Annotated in this window: 15 protein-coding genes; 13 read left to right on the forward strand and 2 right to left on the reverse strand. The window is 71.0% G+C overall.

What is annotated here, in order from left to right:
• Nucleotides 1-3 precede the first annotated feature (3 nt).
• A complete protein-coding gene (locus tag ABZ880_RS13280) occupies nt 4-1,026 on the reverse strand; it encodes an NADP-dependent oxidoreductase (RefSeq protein WP_361260891.1) in 1,023 nt (340 codons plus the stop codon).
• A 390-nt stretch (nt 1,027-1,416) separates the two neighbouring features.
• Between ABZ880_RS13280 and ABZ880_RS13285 the strand changes: the two genes are divergently transcribed.
• Entirely contained in the window at nt 1,417-2,868 is a 1,452-nt protein-coding gene (locus tag ABZ880_RS13285; RefSeq protein WP_361260893.1) for an MFS transporter, read from the forward strand.
• Between the two features lie 159 nt (nt 2,869-3,027).
• Here the strand turns inward: ABZ880_RS13285 and ABZ880_RS13290 are convergent, their stop codons facing one another.
• A complete protein-coding gene (locus ABZ880_RS13290) occupies nt 3,028-4,047 on the reverse strand; it encodes an Lrp/AsnC family transcriptional regulator (protein ID WP_361260895.1) in 1,020 nt (339 codons plus the stop codon).
• 258 nt (nt 4,048-4,305) lie between these two features.
• Between ABZ880_RS13290 and ABZ880_RS13295 the strand changes: the two genes are divergently transcribed.
• The 12 genes from ABZ880_RS13295 to wrbA all read left to right on the forward strand — a co-directional run bounded on the left by ABZ880_RS13295 (nt 4,306) and on the right by wrbA (nt 15,587).
• Nucleotides 4,306-5,154, forward strand: coding sequence for an SAM-dependent methyltransferase (locus tag ABZ880_RS13295; RefSeq protein WP_361260897.1), 849 nt, complete (start codon nt 4,306-4,308; stop codon nt 5,152-5,154).
• 317 nt (nt 5,155-5,471) lie between these two features.
• On the forward strand, nt 5,472-6,854 hold the full coding sequence (locus ABZ880_RS13300; protein ID WP_361260899.1) for an FAD-dependent monooxygenase: 1,383 nt from the start codon (nt 5,472-5,474) through the stop codon (nt 6,852-6,854).
• Nucleotides 6,855-7,032: 178 nt separating this feature from the next.
• The gene (locus tag ABZ880_RS13305) at nt 7,033-8,205 is read left to right on the forward strand and encodes an acyl-CoA dehydrogenase family protein (protein ID WP_361260901.1); all 1,173 of its coding nucleotides are present in this window, start codon (nt 7,033-7,035) and stop codon (nt 8,203-8,205) included.
• A 29-nt stretch (nt 8,206-8,234) separates the two neighbouring features.
• Entirely contained in the window at nt 8,235-8,714 is a 480-nt protein-coding gene (locus ABZ880_RS13310) for a PhzA/PhzB family protein (protein ID WP_361260903.1), read from the forward strand.
• A 69-nt stretch (nt 8,715-8,783) separates the two neighbouring features.
• On the forward strand, nt 8,784-9,998 hold the full coding sequence (locus ABZ880_RS13315; protein ID WP_361260905.1) for a 3-deoxy-7-phosphoheptulonate synthase: 1,215 nt from the start codon (nt 8,784-8,786) through the stop codon (nt 9,996-9,998).
• Between the two features lie 44 nt (nt 9,999-10,042).
• Nucleotides 10,043-10,666, forward strand: coding sequence for an isochorismatase family protein (locus ABZ880_RS13320; RefSeq protein ID WP_361260907.1), 624 nt, complete (start codon nt 10,043-10,045; stop codon nt 10,664-10,666).
• Nucleotides 10,663-12,543 (forward strand): anthranilate synthase family protein, encoded by a 1,881-nt coding sequence (locus tag ABZ880_RS13325; RefSeq protein ID WP_361260909.1) that lies wholly within the window; start codon nt 10,663-10,665, stop codon nt 12,541-12,543. Before ABZ880_RS13320 ends, ABZ880_RS13325 begins: the two co-directional genes overlap by 4 nt.
• Nucleotides 12,533-12,844 carry a hypothetical protein gene (locus ABZ880_RS13330; RefSeq protein WP_361260911.1) on the forward strand — a complete coding sequence of 104 codons (312 nt, stop codon included), beginning with the start codon at nt 12,533-12,535 and terminating at the stop codon, nt 12,842-12,844. The genes ABZ880_RS13325 and ABZ880_RS13330 overlap by 11 nt, the downstream gene beginning before the upstream one ends.
• A complete protein-coding gene (locus ABZ880_RS13335; protein WP_361260913.1) occupies nt 12,829-13,662 on the forward strand; it encodes a PhzF family phenazine biosynthesis protein in 834 nt (277 codons plus the stop codon). The genes ABZ880_RS13330 and ABZ880_RS13335 overlap by 16 nt, the downstream gene beginning before the upstream one ends.
• 20 nt (nt 13,663-13,682) lie before the next feature.
• Nucleotides 13,683-14,321, forward strand: coding sequence for a phenazine biosynthesis FMN-dependent oxidase PhzG (gene phzG / locus ABZ880_RS13340; protein WP_361260915.1), 639 nt, complete (start codon nt 13,683-13,685; stop codon nt 14,319-14,321).
• A 115-nt stretch (nt 14,322-14,436) separates the two neighbouring features.
• The gene (locus ABZ880_RS13345; protein WP_361260917.1) at nt 14,437-14,967 is read left to right on the forward strand and encodes a flavin reductase family protein; all 531 of its coding nucleotides are present in this window, start codon (nt 14,437-14,439) and stop codon (nt 14,965-14,967) included.
• Nucleotides 14,964-15,587, forward strand: a complete 624-nt coding sequence (gene wrbA, locus ABZ880_RS13350; protein WP_361260919.1) for an NAD(P)H:quinone oxidoreductase — start codon at nt 14,964-14,966, stop codon at nt 15,585-15,587. Before ABZ880_RS13345 ends, wrbA begins: the two co-directional genes overlap by 4 nt.
• Nucleotides 15,588-15,681 lie beyond the last annotated feature (94 nt).

Genomic DNA, 15,681 nt, shown 5'->3' on the forward strand with positions numbered 1-15,681 from the left:
GAGCTACAGCTCGACGACGACGGCGCCGATGTGCCGTCCCTCGATCACCTCCAGCAGGGTGCGGGGCGCGTTCTCGATGCCCTGCACGCGTACGTGCGGGAAGATGATCTCGCCCGCCCTCAGCCAGGCGCCGAACCGCTCGGTCCATTCGTGCTTGTCGGCGAAGTCGTCCGAGCTGAAGCCGCGCATCTCGATCCGCTTGTGGATCAGCGGCAGCGAGTCCAGCTCCACCGGCGCCGACGTACCGGTGCCCTCCTCGGCCAACTGCCCGGACAGCGCGCCGATCAGCACGAAGCGGGCGCCGGGCCGGGCAGCGTCCACCGCCGCCCGCAGCTGCTCGCCGCCGACGTTGTCGAAGTAGACGTCGATGCCGTCGGGCGCCGCCTTCGCCAGCTGCTCGGCGAGCGGGCCCTCGCCGCGGACCACCACGTCGTCGTAGCCGAGTTCGGCGCGCAGCCGTTCGGCCTTCTCCCGGGAGCCGGCGCTGGCGATGACCCGCCCGGCACCCAGCCGCCGCGCGATCAGCCCGGCCATCGAGCCGATCCCGCTGCCGCCGGCGGACACGAACACCGTGTCCCCGGGCCGGAGTTCGACCCCGCGGGTGAGCGCCGCGTACGCCGTCCAGCCCTGCTGCAGATGGGCGGCCGGGTCCGGCAGCACCGTACGGTCGATCGGGCTGCACTCGGCGGCCGGCACGAGGGCGTACTCGCGCCAGCCCTGCCAGTGCTGCACCAGGTCGCCGGGCATGAGATCACTGTCCTCGGGGGCCTCGACGACCTCGCCGACCGCCGCCCCGACCAGGGTGTCGCCGGGGTTCAGCACCGGGAACGGGGTGTCCCGGGTCGCCCCCGCGATGAGGATGCGCAGGGTGGCGAAGACATGGAAGAAGAGGTTGCGCACCAGCACCTCGCCCTCTCCGGGCGGTACGACGGGTGTCTCCACGACGCCGAAGTGCTCCGGCCGGGGCAGCCCGGTCGGCTTGGCGAGCAGGCGGACTTCTCTCTGGGTGGCGGGCAGGACTGCCATGCACGCTCCTGAACAGGATGAACGTAACGGAGTGAACCCCCGGAACACAGGGGGTGACCGGAGGACTCCAGCGTGAAGTGATCACGGTCGTCCGCTCCAGTCGCGGCGGCGGACTGGAGCATTTCTTCCATCCGGGGCGTTCCGGTGAAGGAACCTGACACGGCGCGTGGGGCGGGATGCCCGGCCTGTGGTTCCGGCGGGGACGTACGCGCGCCGGGGGGTGGTGTGGGAAATCGACACCGCGGAGGCGGCCGGTGGAAGGAATCCGCCATCTCCCGGCCGTGGCTGGAGGACCCTCTTTCCCCGCCTCCACGCTGAGTCGTGGTCGGCCGGGGTGCCCCGCCCGAAGGGGACCGGCCGGCGTGTCGACAACGGTGGAGAGGAATCCCGATGACTGCTGAGCGTGTGCTGACGCCGACTCCCACGGCGTACCGATGGCGGTGGCTGGCGCTCACCGCCCTGCTGCTCGGTGAGGCGATGAACCTGTTGGACGCGACCATCGTGCAGGTCGCCGCACCGGCGATCCACGCCGACCTCGGCGGGTCGGTGTCCGACATCCAGTGGTTCACGACCGCGTACACCCTGCCGTTCGCGGTGCTGCTGATCACCGGTGGCCGGCTGGGGGACATCGCCGGCCGCAAGCGGCTGTTCGTGGCCGGCGTCACGGGATTCATGCTCGCGTCCGCCGCGTGCGCCGTGGCGCCCTCGGTGGGGCTGCTGATCGCCTTCCGGGTGGTGCAGGGAGCGGCGGCGGCCGTGATCATTCCCCAGACCATCGGTCTGATCAAGACGATGTTCGCCGGGCCGGAGATGTCCAAGGCGCTCGGCAGCATCGGGCCCGTGATGGGTCTGGCGGCCGTGTGCGGGCCGGTGCTGGGCGGTGTGCTCACCCATGCCGACCTGTTCGGCTCGTCGTGGCGGGCGGCGTTCCTGGTGAACGTGCCTGTCTCGCTGGTGGTGTTGGCGATCTCGCCGAAGCTGATGGAGAACCGGGCGCCGAAGCGGCCCACGCTCGACGTGACCGGCACGCTGCTGGCCATGGCCGGGATCGGGCTCGTGGTCTACCCGCTGATCGGTGCGGATCTCGCCGCGCTGTCGGGGTGGAGCTGGGGAGCCATCGTGGCCGGGCTGTGCCTGATGGTGGTGTTCGCGGTGCATCAGCGGGGCGTGGCGGCGGGCGGACGCAGCCCGTTGGTCGAGCCCAGCCTGTTCGGTCACCGCGGCTTCCCGGCCGCGCTGGTGACCTCGACGACCTTCTTCGCCGTCACCAACGGGCTGATGATGGTGATCGTGCTCCAGCTCCAACTGGGGCTCGGGACGGACGTGTTGAAGGCCGGCCTGACGCTGGCGCCGTGGTCGGTGGGGCTGGCGGTCGCGTCCTGGATCGCGGGTGCGCACCTGGTGAAGCGGTACGGGCACCGGATGATGTCGCTCGGTCTGGCGGTGCTGCTGGTCGGTGCGTTGGCCGCGATCGCGGTGTACCACTCGGCGGACCCGGAGAAGTACCCCACGCCGCTGCTGTTCGCGCTCGGGGTGGTCGGACTCGGTGTGGGCCTGTTCAGCCCGGCGTTCTTCACGATCGCCCTCAAGCCGCTGCAGCCGCAGGAGATCGGCTCGGCTGCCGGGCTGCTCAACGCGGTGCAGCAGCTGGGGGCCACGCTCGGGGTGGCGATCCTCGGCAGTGTGTACCTGGGCAGCGCGCACTCCGGGGACGCGGGATCGGCGTTGCATGCCGTGCAGTTGGCGTTCTGGGTGGCGGTGGCTCTGGTGGTCGTGAGCTTTGCGACGAGCCGGATGATGATCGACAGGAACGCGCCGGTGGATGCCGGGGCGGGACATTAGCCGGGCCCTTCCGAGCGGTTAGCGGAGTACGTGCGGCGGCCTTCGGGTCGCCGCATCGGCATGCGCGGACGCATTGGGGTGCCGCACCGAGGCTTTCCTCGCCCCGCCGCCCCTACCCGTCCCATCCCCAGGGGCTCCGCCCCTGGACCCGCTGGACGGTCATCCCCGAGGGCGGCTCGGTGCGGTGGGGCGTCTTGTTCGGGAGAGGTCCGTGATGATCGGGCTGGCTGCCTTGAGGTTCTGGAGGACCGGGCTGGTTTCCAGGGTGTGGATCGCGTCCAGGGAGCCGAGGCGGCGGGCCAGGTAGTGGTGCAGGTCCGCAGGGTCGCGGCACAGCGCCTGGGCCACCAGGTTCGTCGGGCCCGTCGTCGCCGCCACGAAGGCCAGCTCGTCGTGGCCCGCCAGCGTCGTCGCCACATGCTCAAGGTGCGCCGGGCTCACCGACATCCACAGCAGCGCCCGCGTGTTCGCCCCGAAGTGCCCCGTGTCGACCTCGACGTCGAAGAAGATCGCCCCGCCCGCCTGCAGATCCGCGAGCCGGCGCGCGACGGTCACCGGGGACCAGCCCGTCGCCTGGGCGAGCTCCGCGTGCGTCGCCCGCCCGTCCTTCTGCAGCGCGACCAGCAAGTCGGCGTCCCCGTCGGCCAGTTGACGCGGCACGGGCACGTACGAGGTGTCGGCCGCCTCGTGCTCCCGCAGGATCGACTGTTGCTTGTCGTCCAGTGAGTTGGCGCTGCGCCGCCAGTTCGTCGGACCACCGAGGTATGTGTGCAGCAGACAGTGCGCCGACACCGCGGTGATGTTGTTCGTGCGTGGAATGTCGCGCAGGAGAAGGGAGTTGTTCGCCGCCGCGTCCGTCGGTGTGTGGATGATCGCCACGATCTCCGTACCGCCGGATGTCAGTTTCACCCATGAGGTGTCCTGCCGGCGTACCAGCGCATGCGCCAGGTCCTGCGCGGAACTCGCCGCCGCGGTCAGGCGCACGATCCACTGCGTCTGGCCCGCCTGATGAGGGTCCGACAGCCCCACGACCCGTAACGACGCCTCCGTACGCAGCCGCCGATAACGGCGCGCGACAGTCTGCGGTGACACATCCAGCGCGGCGGCGATCTGGCTGAAAGGCGCGCGGCCGTCGATGTGCAGCGCGTGGATCAGGGCACGGTCCAGGTCGTCCAGCATGCACACATCCTTCAGTGGGGGCCTGCTCCGTGGAATAAAGTTGAAGATAGCGCAGAGCACGCTACCATCGCAGCCGCAAGGCCCCACAGAATTCCATCAGTTCACCCGGTTCAGTGCTCGGGCGGAGATGAGAGGGCTTTCCGCGCCCCATCCGCCAGGAAATCGTAAGCGATTTTGGCGAGATGTTTCACGCTTGACGATCTACCTGCGTAGATCGCGCCCTTTCCGTTGAATTGAACTCGTCTTGGGGAGGATTTTATGGTGGAGTTGAAGACGCCTTCCGTCGGGGTCGGCCAGACCGCACTGTTCATCGCCTGGATGCGGCAACTGGAAAGCGAGCGTCCGGATGCGCTGTTCCGGGATCCGCTCGCCGCGTCGATGCTCGCGGCGCTGGCCGAGGACCCGGTCCTGGCCGACGTGGCCGCCGTGATCAGGCAGACCCACACCAGCGCGGCGGGCTTCCCCACCTACTTCGCCGTGCGCACGCGCTTCTTCGACGACGAGATCCTCGCCGGTGTCCGGGGCGGGATCCGCCAGGTCGTCACGCTCGCGGCCGGCGTGGACGGCCGTACCGTACGACTGGATCTGCCCGCCGGGACCCGCTGGTTCGAGGTCGAGCTGCCGGAGATGAAGGAGTTCAAGGACGCCCTCGTCGAGGGCTCCGGCCTGCCGCTCGCCTGCGAGCGCCGCGGGGTCGCCGCCGATCTGCGCGAGGACTGGCCGTCAGCCCTGCAAGCTGCGGGTTTCGATCCGGAACAGCCGACCGTCTGGCTGATCGAGGGGCTGCTGATGTACCTCACCGACGAGGCCGGCGAGGCGCTCCTGGCCGGCGTGGGCGCGCTTTCCGCACCGGGCAGCCGGCTCATGCTGGAGCACCTCAAGGCGGCCATGCTCGAGGAGGAGGGCAGGCCCGTGCGCGAGCGGGTCGAGGAGCAGGGCGCCACCTGGCTGTCCGCCCGCGACGACCTCGAGCAGTGGCTCGGCGGCCACGGCTGGCAGGCCCGGGTGTATGCCGGCGACGACCCGCGCATCGGCCACGGGCGTACGGTCGCGCCGCTGCCGGCGTGCTGGCTGGCGACGGCGGCGCGCACCGGTCCCGGGGTCTGACGAAAACTCCGCGGGACCCCTGTCCCGGTTTTTCGGAATTAGATATTCCGCCGCCGGTGCCATTGTCGGGGACTTGTTTTCCGCCATCGCGCCGACGCCGTCCTGACGGTTGGCCGAGATGAGCCGTACGCCTCGGGTTTGCCTGAGGTGGTGAAAGGGGAAGGAGCGCCGAGTGCGATCCCGTACGGGCTCTTTCCGTGAGGTTCATCTCACCGTTAATCGAGGCAACTTCGCAGCGGGTTATGGCGTCTGCCGGAACATCTGCCGGTGAAGGTTTCGGAAATTGCACGACACCCCTCTTTTCCGGAAGGATTCGCATGTCTCACGAGACCGCACACCCCCACGGCCCCAAGGAGCCGCGCGCCCGCAGCAGCGGGCACTGCGTGGTCCTCGGGGCGAGCATCGCCGGCCTCTTCGCCGCCCGGGTGCTGTCCGGCATGTTCGACCGGGTCACGGTGGTCGACCGGGACGCGCTCCCGGAGGCGGACGAGAACCGCCGCGGGGTGCCGCAGGGCCGGCACGCCCACGCGATCCTGCCCGCCGGCACCCGGGGACTGCAGCAGATGTTCCCCGGTCTGCTCGAGGAGTTGGAGGCGAGCGGGGTCCCGGTGGTCCGCGAACCCACCGAGATGCACTTCGCACCAGGCGGCCATCTCCTGTGCCAGGAAGGCCGTTACGCCGACCCGACCCCCACCTACCAGCCGACCCGGCCGCAACTGGAACGCCAAGTGCGGCTCAGGGTGCGGAAGTTGCCCGGCGTCGAGATCGTCGACCGGTGCGAGGCGGCGGGACTGATCAGCACCCCGGACGGCGCCCGCGTCACCGGCGTACGCCTGGTCCGGCGCGACGACGACACGGAGCGGGAGCTCGCCGCCGACCTCGTCGTCGACGCGACCGGCCGCGGCGGCCGCACCACCCGCTGGCTCGCCGACCTCGGCTACGACCAGCCCCGCGAGGACAAGCTCGCCGTGGACATCAAGTACGTCAGCCAGAACCTGCGTCTCGCACCCGGCGCCCTCGGCCGCAGGAAGGTCGTGATAGTCGGCGCCGAACCGGGACGGCCCACCGGCGCCACCTTCCTCCAGCACGAGGCCGACCGCTGGATGCTCACCCTCATCGGCTACGGCGGCCACCACCCGCCGACCGATCCGAGCGACTTCCTCGAGTTCGCCAAGCCCATCCTCCCGTCGGACGTCTTCGAGGCCCTGTGTGCCGCCGAGCCGCTCGACGACCTGGTGGCCCACCGCTACCCGGCCAGCGTCCGCCGCCGCTACGAACGCCTCGACCGCTTCCCCGAAGGACTCCTCGTCTTCGGCGACGCGATCTGCAGCTTCAACCCCGTCTACGGCCAGGGCATGTCCGCGGCCGCCCTGCAGGCCGAGGTCCTGCGCGAGTGCCTCGCCGGCGGGCCGGACCGGCTCGCGCACCGCTTCTTCCGGGCGGCCGCACGCCGGATCGAGGTGGCCTGGCAGATGGCCGTCGGCAGCGACCTGTCGCTCCCCGAGGTCGCCGGGCCCCGGCCGCTCCCGGTGCGTCTGACCAACGCCTACTTCGGCGCGCTGCTGACCGCGGCGGAGCGGGACCCGGCGCTCACCCAGGAGTTCGTCAAGGTCAGCTCGCTCCTGTCGTCGCCCCTGATCCTGCTCAACCCCGTCACGGTCGGCCGGGTCGTACTCGGAAATCTGATTCGACGCCACTGAAGAGGCGCTCGGGAAACGCGGCCCGTAAAACGCGCCGCGTCGCTGAACCCTGCCAATTTCCAGCATTCCGAATTCCCGGTGAAGCGAAGAAAATCGCCCTTGACTCCCGGGTTTTCGGACCCATAGCGTGCCGAACGTCCGAGAAATTCGAAAGGAATGATTCGGAATGAGTAATTCCGTGGATCGTGCAGAACTCGTCGCACGGGCCGAAGGTCTGCGGGACCTGCTGTGGGAGGACGCCGTCGAGTGCGAGCGCGAGCGGCGCCTTTCCGACCGGGTCGTCACCGCCATGACCGAGGCCGGACTGCTGCGCCTGCAGACCCCGCGCCGCCTCGGCGGCCACGAGACCGACATGCGCACCCTCCTGGACGTCGCCACCACCCTCGGCCGCGGCTGCCCGTCCGCCGCCTGGATCGCGGGCGTCCTCAACGCCGGCAACTTCATGGCCGGCCTGTTCCCGGCCGCGGCCGGCGACGAGGTGTGGGGCGACGACCCGGACGCCCGGTGCGCACTGGTCCTCGGCATGCCCTCGCCGGCCGTGGAACCGGTCGACGGCGGAGTGATCGTCAGCGGTGAGTGGGCGTACGTCTCGGGCTGTCTGCACGCCCAGTGGGTCAGCGCCCTGATCGCCGTACCGACCGACGCGGGCCGCCCCGACGTGCAGTTCGCCCTGATGCCGACCGACGAGGTCGCCGTGAAGGACACCTGGTACTTCGCCGGGATGCGCGGCACCGGATCCAACACGATCGTCGCCGACCGGATCTTCGTGCCCGACCACCGACTGGTGCCCTACCTGCCGGTCCTCAACGGCGAGACCGACGGCGTCGTCGACCCGTCCCTGCCCTACCGCAACAGCCTGACCGGCCTGTTCGCCATCGGGCTGATCGGCGCCCTGATCGGCGGGGCCGAGGCCGCCCTCGACTTCGTCCGCGCCAAGGGCCCCACCCGCCCCGTGGCCGGCACGACCTACCGCGACCAGACGCAGTCCCCGACCTTCCAGCTCGACCTCGCCGAGGCCACCTCGAAGATCGACACCGCGAAGCTGGTCGCCGCCCGGATCGCCGACACCGTCGACGAGCTCGCCCGGGCGGGCGTCAACGCCGGCCTCACCGTCCGCGCCCGCAACCGCCTGGAGTCCGCGCAGGTCGGACGGTTGTGCCGGGAGGCCGTCGACACCCTGCTCACCGCCCACGGCTCCTCCGCCTTCAACGAGTCCAACCCGCTGCAGCGGCTGTGGCGCGACATCAATGTCGGCAGCCGGCACGCCGGCTTCGGCATGGGCATCCCCGAGCAGGTGTACGGCCGCGCCCTCGTCGGCGGCGACCCACGCGACATCAGTTTCATCGTCTGAACCGCCTCCCCCTACCACGAAGGACAGCCATGTCGGACCCCCGAATACCCACCGACCAGAACGAACTGCGCGCCCACAACCGGGCCGTCGTCGAGCAGTACATGAACACCCGTGGCGCGGACCGGCTCCGCCGCCACCTGCTGTTCACCGAGGACGGCACCGGCGGTCTGTGGACCACGGAGAGCGGCGAACCGATCGTCATCCGCGGCCGCGACCGGCTGGGCGAGCACGCCGTCTGGTCGCTCAAGTGCTTTCCCGACTGGGCCTGGACCAACATCGAGATCTTCGACACCCAGGACCCGGACCGCTTCTGGGTCGAATGCGACGGCGAGGGAAAGATTCTCTTCCCCGGATATCCGGACGGGTACTACCGCAATCACTTCCTGCATTCCTTCCTCTTCGAGGACGGAAAAATCAGGCAGCAGCGCGAGTTCATGAATCCCTGCCGGCAGTTCAAGGCCCTGGGAATCGACGTCCCGCGCATTCAGCGCGAAGGAATCCCCACCTGACGCGTCGTACCGCAACCGCGGCCCGTCATGACCCGAACGTAAACCCTCTCCGTCCACGGGGGAATTGTCGTGGGACAAGCACTGTCCGAAATCCAGAGGACCGAGATCCAGCGGGCCGAGATCCAGCGGGCCAAGGCCCTGCAGCAGCCCGAATGGCCCGACCCCGCCCAGGTCCAGCGGGTGCGGGAGATCCTCGGCTCCCGTCCACCGCTGGTCCGCTTCGACGACGTCCGCACCCTGCGGTCGCTGCTCGCCTCCGTCGCCACCGGCGAGGCGCTCGTCGTCCAGGCGGGCGACTGCGCCGAGGACCCGGAGGAGTGCACGGCCGAGCACGTACGCCGTAAGACCGCCGTGCTCGACCTGCTGGCCAGCACCCTGAAGATGCTCACCGGCAAGCCCGTCCTGCGCGTGGGGCGGCTGGCCGGCCAGTTCGCCAAGCCCCGCTCCAACAACTTCGAGCAGATCGGCGAACTCGCCCTGCCCGTCTACCGCGGGCACATGGTCAACAGCCCCGAGCCGGATCCCGAGAGCCGGCGCCCCGACCCGCTGCGCATCCTCACCGGGTACATGGCGGCCGGCGACATCGTCGAACACCTCGGCTGGCGCGCCCCCGCACTGCGCGCCTGGCCCGGCATCGAGCCCCTGGTGTGGACGAGCCACGAGGCGCTGCTGCTCGACTACGAGGTGCCCATGATCCGCGAACTCGGCGAGGCCACACGGTGGTTGGGCTCCACCCACTGGCCGTGGATCGGCGAGCGCACCCGCCAGCTCGACGGCGCCCATGTCGACCTGCTCGCGGACGTGGAGAACCCGGTCGCCTGCAAGGTCGGCCCGTCCATGACGGTCGAGGAGATCACCTCGCTGTGCGAGCGCCTCGACCCGCTGCGCGAACCCGGCCGCCTCACCCTGATCTCCCGCATGGGCGCCGACGTGGTGAGCGAGCGGCTGCCGTGCCTGGTGGCGGCGGTCCGCTCCGCGGGCCACCCGGTGATCTGGCTGTGCGACCCGATGCACGGCAACACCATCACCGCCCCCGGCGGCAAGAAGACCCGTCTGCTCACCACGATGGCCCGCGAGGTCCAGGACTTCTGCCACGCGGTCGCGGCGGGCGGCGGCATCGCGGGCGGCCTCCACCTGGAGACCACCCCGGACGACGTGGCGGAGTGCGCCGCGGACGCCTCGGCGCTCGGCCTGATCGGTGAGCGGCACACGACCTTCTGCGACCCGCGCCTCAACTCCCGGCAGGCCGTCTCCCTGGTCACGGCCTGGGCCGACGCGCTCTGACCCACGCCCACCGACGCGGCCACCCCACCGAAAGGAGCCGACCCATGGCCGGCCTGCCCCCCATCGCGTCGTACCCCCTGCCCAGCGCCCCCGACCTCCCCGAGAACGTGGCGCACTGGCGCCCGGACCCGGACCGTGCCGTCCTGCTCGTCCACGACATGCAGCGCTACTTCCTCCAGGCGCTGCCCGACCCGCTGCGCAGCCGACTCGTCGACAACGCGGCGCAGTTGCGCAAGCGCGCCGCCGCCCTCGGCGTCCAGGTGGCGTACACCGCGCAGCCCGGCCGCATGACCGAGGAGCAGCGCGGCCTGCTCAAGGACTTCTGGGGCCCGGGCATGCGCACCGACCCGGCCGACCGCGAGGTGACGGAGGAACTCGCGCCCACCGAGGACGACTGGGTGTTCACCAAGTGGCGCTACAGCGCCTTCTTCCGCTCCGACCTGCTCACCCGCATGCGGGCGGCCGGCCGCGACCAGCTCGTGCTGTGCGGGGTGTACGCCCATGTCGGCGTCCTCGCCACCGCCCTCGAGGCATACGCCAACGACATCCAGGCCTTCCTCGCCGCCGACGCCCTCGGCGACTTCTCCGAGGCCCACCACCGGCTGGCCCTGGACTACGCGGCCCAGCGCTGCGCGGTGGTCCTCCCGTCCACGGAGGTGTTCATATGAACGCGTCGCACGGCAACGACCTCTTGGGCCGCGTACTGGACCTCCAGGTACCCGCTTTCGCCCTGCTGCACCGCCCCGAGACCGGCGTCCCGGACACCGTCGACATCCTCGTCGGCGACGTGACCCTGCCCGGGACGCTGGCCGACATCCCGCTCACCGCGGGCTCCGGCACCGAGCACGACGTCCTGGTCGTGGTGCCGTACCGCAGTCTCACCGAGCGCGGCTTCACCGCCCCCGACGACGGCGCGCCCCTGGTCGCGCTGTCCGTCACCGGCCAGGACCGGGTGTCCCTGCCCGAACTCCTGCTCCGGCTCCCGGACACGCCGACCTCCGTGACCGCGCACGGCTTCGACGTCGACGACGAGCGCTACGCCGAGACCGTGCGCCGGGTCGTCGCCGACGAGATCGGCACCGGCGAGGGCGCCAACTTCGTCGTCAAGCGGTCCTTCCTGGCCGACATCGGCGACTACTCGCTCCGGGACGCGCTGGTGTTCTTCCGTCGGCTGCTGGAGCGCGAGCAGGGCGCGTACTGGACGTTCGTCGTCCACACCGGCGAGCGCACCTTCGTCGGCGCCACGCCCGAGCGGCACATCTCGGTGAGCGGCGGGACCGCGGTGATGAACCCGATCAGCGGCACCTACCGCTACCCGCCGGCCGGCCCGACGCTCGAGGGCGTCACCGAGTTCCTCGCCGATCCCAAGGAGACCGACGAGCTGTACATGGTCGTCGACGAGGAACTGAAGATGATGGCCCGTATCTGCGAGGGCGGCGGCCGGGTCCTCGGTCCCTACCTCAAGGAGATGGCCCGCCTCGCCCACACCGAGTACTTCATCGAGGGCCGCACCGACCGCGACGTGCGCGACATCCTGCGCGAGACCCTGTTCGCGCCCACCGTCACCGGCAGCCCGCTGGAGAGCGCCGCCCGTGTCATCGCCAAGTACGAGCCCGAGGGCCGCGGTTACTACAGCGGTGTGGCCGCGCTGGTCGGCCGCGACCGCAACGGCGAGCGCGCCCTCGACTCGGCCATCCTCATCCGCACCGCCGACATCGACACCACCGGCCGGGTGCGGATCGGGGTCGGCGCCACGCTCGTACGGCACTCCGACCCGCACTCGGAGGTCGCCGAGACCCGCGCCAAGGCGGCCGGCCTGCTCGGCGCCCTGGAGTCCGGACGGGCCATCCGCTACGGCAGCCACCCGGAGGTCCGCGCGGCACTGGACCGCCGCAACGACGGCATCGCGGAGTTCTGGCTCAAGGGCAGCGGTGAACGACACCCCGCAGTACCGGAGTTGACGGGCCTGAGCGCACTGGTCGTCGACGCGGAGGACACCTTCACGGCGATGATCGGCCACCAACTCCGGTCGCTGGGACTGGAGGTGACGGTACGTCGCTTCGACGAGCCGTACGCCTTCGACGGCCACGACCTGGTCGTGATGGGCCCGGGCCCCGGCGACCCCCGGGCGACCGACGACCCCAAGATCCGCCATCTCCGCACGGCGATCGGTCGACTCCTCGCCGAACAGCGGCCGTTCGTCGCCGTATGCCTCAGCCACCAGGTGCTCGGCCTGAGCCTCGGCCTCGACCTGGCCCGCCGGGACGTGCCGAACCAGGGTGTACAGCGGGAGGTCGACCTGTTCGGCAGCCGTGAACGCGTCGGCTTCTACAACACGTTCGCCGCCCGCAGCGCCGAGGACAAGCTGGACCTCGCCGGGGCCGGGCTCGTGGAGGTCAGCCGGGACCCGGTGACCCGGGAGGTGCACGCCCTGCGCGGGCCGGGATTCGCCTCGATGCAGTTCCACGCGGAGTCGGTGCTCACCGTCGACGGGCCGCGCATCGTCGGCGGCATCATCCGGGAGGTGCTCGGCCGTGCGGGTTGACATCGCCTGGTGGGACCTCGACGGCACCGGCCAGACCATCGACTCCCTGCGCGCCGACCTCGGCGACGGGGCGGTCGCCGAGTGGAACGACGTACCGGGGCTGCGGCTGAAGCTGTGGCTGGCCGACCGGGAGTCCAACCGGTGGGGCGCGGTGATGCTGTGGGAGGCGGACCGCCCGGAGGAGCTGCCGCCCAATCGGGCAGCGCGGCTGATCGGCGGCCCGCCCTCGTACCGCGGCCGCTTCGACGTCCAGGCAACGGCAGCTACTTCAGGGGATGAGCCACCGTGCACGAGTACATAGTCGTCGACGCCTTCGCGCGCACTCCGCTCGAAGGCAACCCGGTGGCGGTGTTCTTCGACGCCGCAGACCTGAGTGCCGAGCTGATGCAGCGCATCGCCCGGGAGATGAACCTCTCCGAGGTCACCTTCGTGCTGCCGCCCGAGCAGGGCGGTGACGCCCGTATCCGTATCTTCACGCCGGTCAACGAGCTGCCGTTCGCGGGGCACCCACTGCTCGGCACGGCGGTGGCGCTCGGCCGCACGCTCAAGGAGGACCGGCTGCGGCTGGAGACCGCCATGGGTGTCGTCCCCTTCGAACTCGCCGATGACGACGGGGTGTCGAGGGTGCGCATGCAGCAGCCGGTGCCCACCTGGGAGCCGTACGAACACCGCGAGGAGTTGCTCGCGGCGCTCGGTGTCGAGGAGACCGTCGCGCCCGTCGAGATCTACCGCAACGGGCCCCGGCATGTGTTCGTCGGTGTCGAGAGCGTGGCCGCCCTGTCCGCGCTCCGACCCGACCACCGCGCCCTGGGCGCCTTCCCGGACATGGCCGCGAACTGCTTCGCCGGTGCGGGCACCCATTGGCGTACTCGCATGTTCTCTCCCGCCTACGGAGTGGTCGAGGACGCGGCAACGGGCTCGGCGGCGGGTCCCCTCGCCATCCACCTGGCAAGGCACCGACTCACCTCATACGGGCGGCAGTTGGAGATCCTCCAAGGCGTCGAGATGGGCCGCCCCTCCCTGATGCTCGCCACCGCCGAGGGCGCCGGCGACACGGTCCACTCGGTCGAGGTCGGCGGCCACGGCGTCGTCGCCGCGCACGGCACCCTCCACGTCTGATCCCCTCCAGCGAGGAACTCGTGAACAGCAGCCGATTCGAAAGCCTCACCGGCGAAGTCGACCTGGACTTCCCCGAGTACGACGACCCGCCGGCCGAACCCATGGGCCTCGTCCACCAGTGGATCGCCGAGGCGACCGCCCGCGGTGTGCGCGAACCGCGCGCCCTGGCGCTCGCCACCGCCGACAGCCGGGGACGCGCCTCCAACCGCATCATCTCCGTCACCGACATCAACCAACGCGGGCTGGTCTTCGCCAGCCACTCCACCAGCCAGAAGGGCCGCGAAATGGCGGCCACCGGCTGGGCTTCGGGCCTGCTCTACTGGCGCGAGACCGGCCAGCAGCTCATCCTCTCCGGGCCGGTGTCCCGGCTGAGCCAGGCCGAGTCCGACGCGCTGTGGTCCGGCCGGCCGGTCCCGATGCACTCCATGTCCGCGGCCTCCCGGCAGAGTGAACCCCTGCGGGATGCGGCCGCCCTGCGCGCCGAGGCGGACCGCCTCGCCGCCCCCGGCACCCCGCTGCCGCGCCCCGACCGCTACGCCGGTTATCTGCTCGCCCCGGTCGCCGTGGAGTTCTGGGCCGCCGACTCCGACCGACTGCACCGCCGGCTGCGCTACGACCGCTGCGACCGCGGCTGGTGCGCCAGTCGCCTCCAGCCCTGATCGCTGCGACGGCGGGTGGTGCGCCAGTCGCCTCCAGCCCTGTCCGCTGCGACGGCGGGTGGTGCGCCAGTCGCCTCCAGCCCTGACCGCCATGACACCGGAGAGTGAGCAACCCATGTCTGCCGCAAGCGGCAAGGCCCTGACCCACGCCATGTCCAGGGTGCCCGGACCGGTGACCGTCGTGACGACCGTCGACGGCACCGGACGGCGCCGGGGGTTCACCGCGACCTCCTTCTCCTCCCTGTCCCTGGACCCGCCCCTCGTCCTGGTCTGCCTCAACAAGACCGCCAGCACCCACATCGCGTTCACGACCACCGACCGCTTCCTGGTCAACCTCCTCGCGCACGGCCAGGAGCAGGTCGCCCGGCGCTTCGCCCGCTCCGGCGTCGACCGGTTCGCCGAGGGCGACATGCAACCCTGCGAACTGGGCCTGCCCGGCTCCCCGGACGCCTGCGCCCGCGTCGCCTGCGCCCTGCACGACGTGCTCGACGGCGGCGACCACAGCATCCTCGTCGGCCGTGTCCTGGACACCCACGTCGACGACGACCGCACCCCGCTCCTCTACTACGACCGGACGTTCACCCACCCGGCCTCCGCGCTCGACGTACCGGACCCGCTCGCCTCCCTCCACCTGGCGGACTGGTGAGCGCCGCGACGGACACGGTGAACGTCGCCGTCGTCTACTACTCCGCCACCGGCCACGTCGCCGAGATCGCCCGCGAACTCGCCGACACCGCCGAGAAGTCGGGCGCCGAGGTCCGCCTCCGCAGGGTTGCGGAACTCGCCCCGCGCGAGGCCGTCGAGTCCCAGCCGGCCTGGGCCGCCAACGAGGCGGCGACCGCCGACATCCCCCTCGCCGGCGTCGAGGACGTCCTGTGGGCCGACGCCGTGTTGTTCGGATCCCCGACCCGGTTCGGCAATGTCGCCGCCCAGCTCAAGCAGTTCCTCGACACCCTGGGCGGCGCCTGGAAGAAGGGCGCACTGGCCGACAAGGTCTACAGCGGCTTCACCTCCACGGGCAGCCCGCACGGCGGCAACGAGTCCACACTGCTCGCCCTCATGCACTCCTTCCACCACTTCGGCGGCATCGTCGTCGCCCCCGGCTTCACCCACCCCGACAAGTTCGCCGACGGCAACCCGTACGGCACCGCCCACCACGACGCGGGCGGCACGCTCCCGGTCGGCGACGTCACCCGCAACGCGGCCCGCGTCCAGGCCGAACGCGTGGTGCGCATCGCGCGGGCGCTCACGACCGCCCGTCTCTGACCCCCTTCAGCCGGGCCGGAGAGCTTCCACATCCCCCGAGGAGCTCTCCGGCCCCTCACCCTCCACTCATCAGTCAGCAGCCGCTGCAACCCAG

This window comes from Streptomyces sp. NPDC047043, assembly GCF_040644055.1.
Taxonomy (GTDB): Bacteria; Actinomycetota; Actinomycetes; order Streptomycetales; family Streptomycetaceae; genus Streptomyces.

Coding starts and splice junctions, on each gene's coding strand:
- ABZ880_RS13280 (WP_361260891.1), bottom strand. CDS start 1,026: ATGGCAGTCCTGCCCGCCACCCAGAGAGAAGTCCGCCTGCTCGCCAAG.
- ABZ880_RS13285 (WP_361260893.1), top strand. CDS start 1,417: ATGACTGCTGAGCGTGTGCTGACGCCGACTCCCACGGCGTACCGATGG.
- ABZ880_RS13290 (WP_361260895.1), bottom strand. CDS start 4,047: ATGCTGGACGACCTGGACCGTGCCCTGATCCACGCGCTGCACATCGAC.
- ABZ880_RS13295 (WP_361260897.1), top strand. CDS start 4,306: ATGGTGGAGTTGAAGACGCCTTCCGTCGGGGTCGGCCAGACCGCACTG.
- ABZ880_RS13300 (WP_361260899.1), top strand. CDS start 5,472: ATGTCTCACGAGACCGCACACCCCCACGGCCCCAAGGAGCCGCGCGCC.
- ABZ880_RS13310 (WP_361260903.1), top strand. CDS start 8,235: ATGTCGGACCCCCGAATACCCACCGACCAGAACGAACTGCGCGCCCAC.
- ABZ880_RS13320 (WP_361260907.1), top strand. CDS start 10,043: ATGGCCGGCCTGCCCCCCATCGCGTCGTACCCCCTGCCCAGCGCCCCC.
- ABZ880_RS13325 (WP_361260909.1), top strand. CDS start 10,663: ATGAACGCGTCGCACGGCAACGACCTCTTGGGCCGCGTACTGGACCTC.
- ABZ880_RS13345 (WP_361260917.1), top strand. CDS start 14,437: ATGTCTGCCGCAAGCGGCAAGGCCCTGACCCACGCCATGTCCAGGGTG.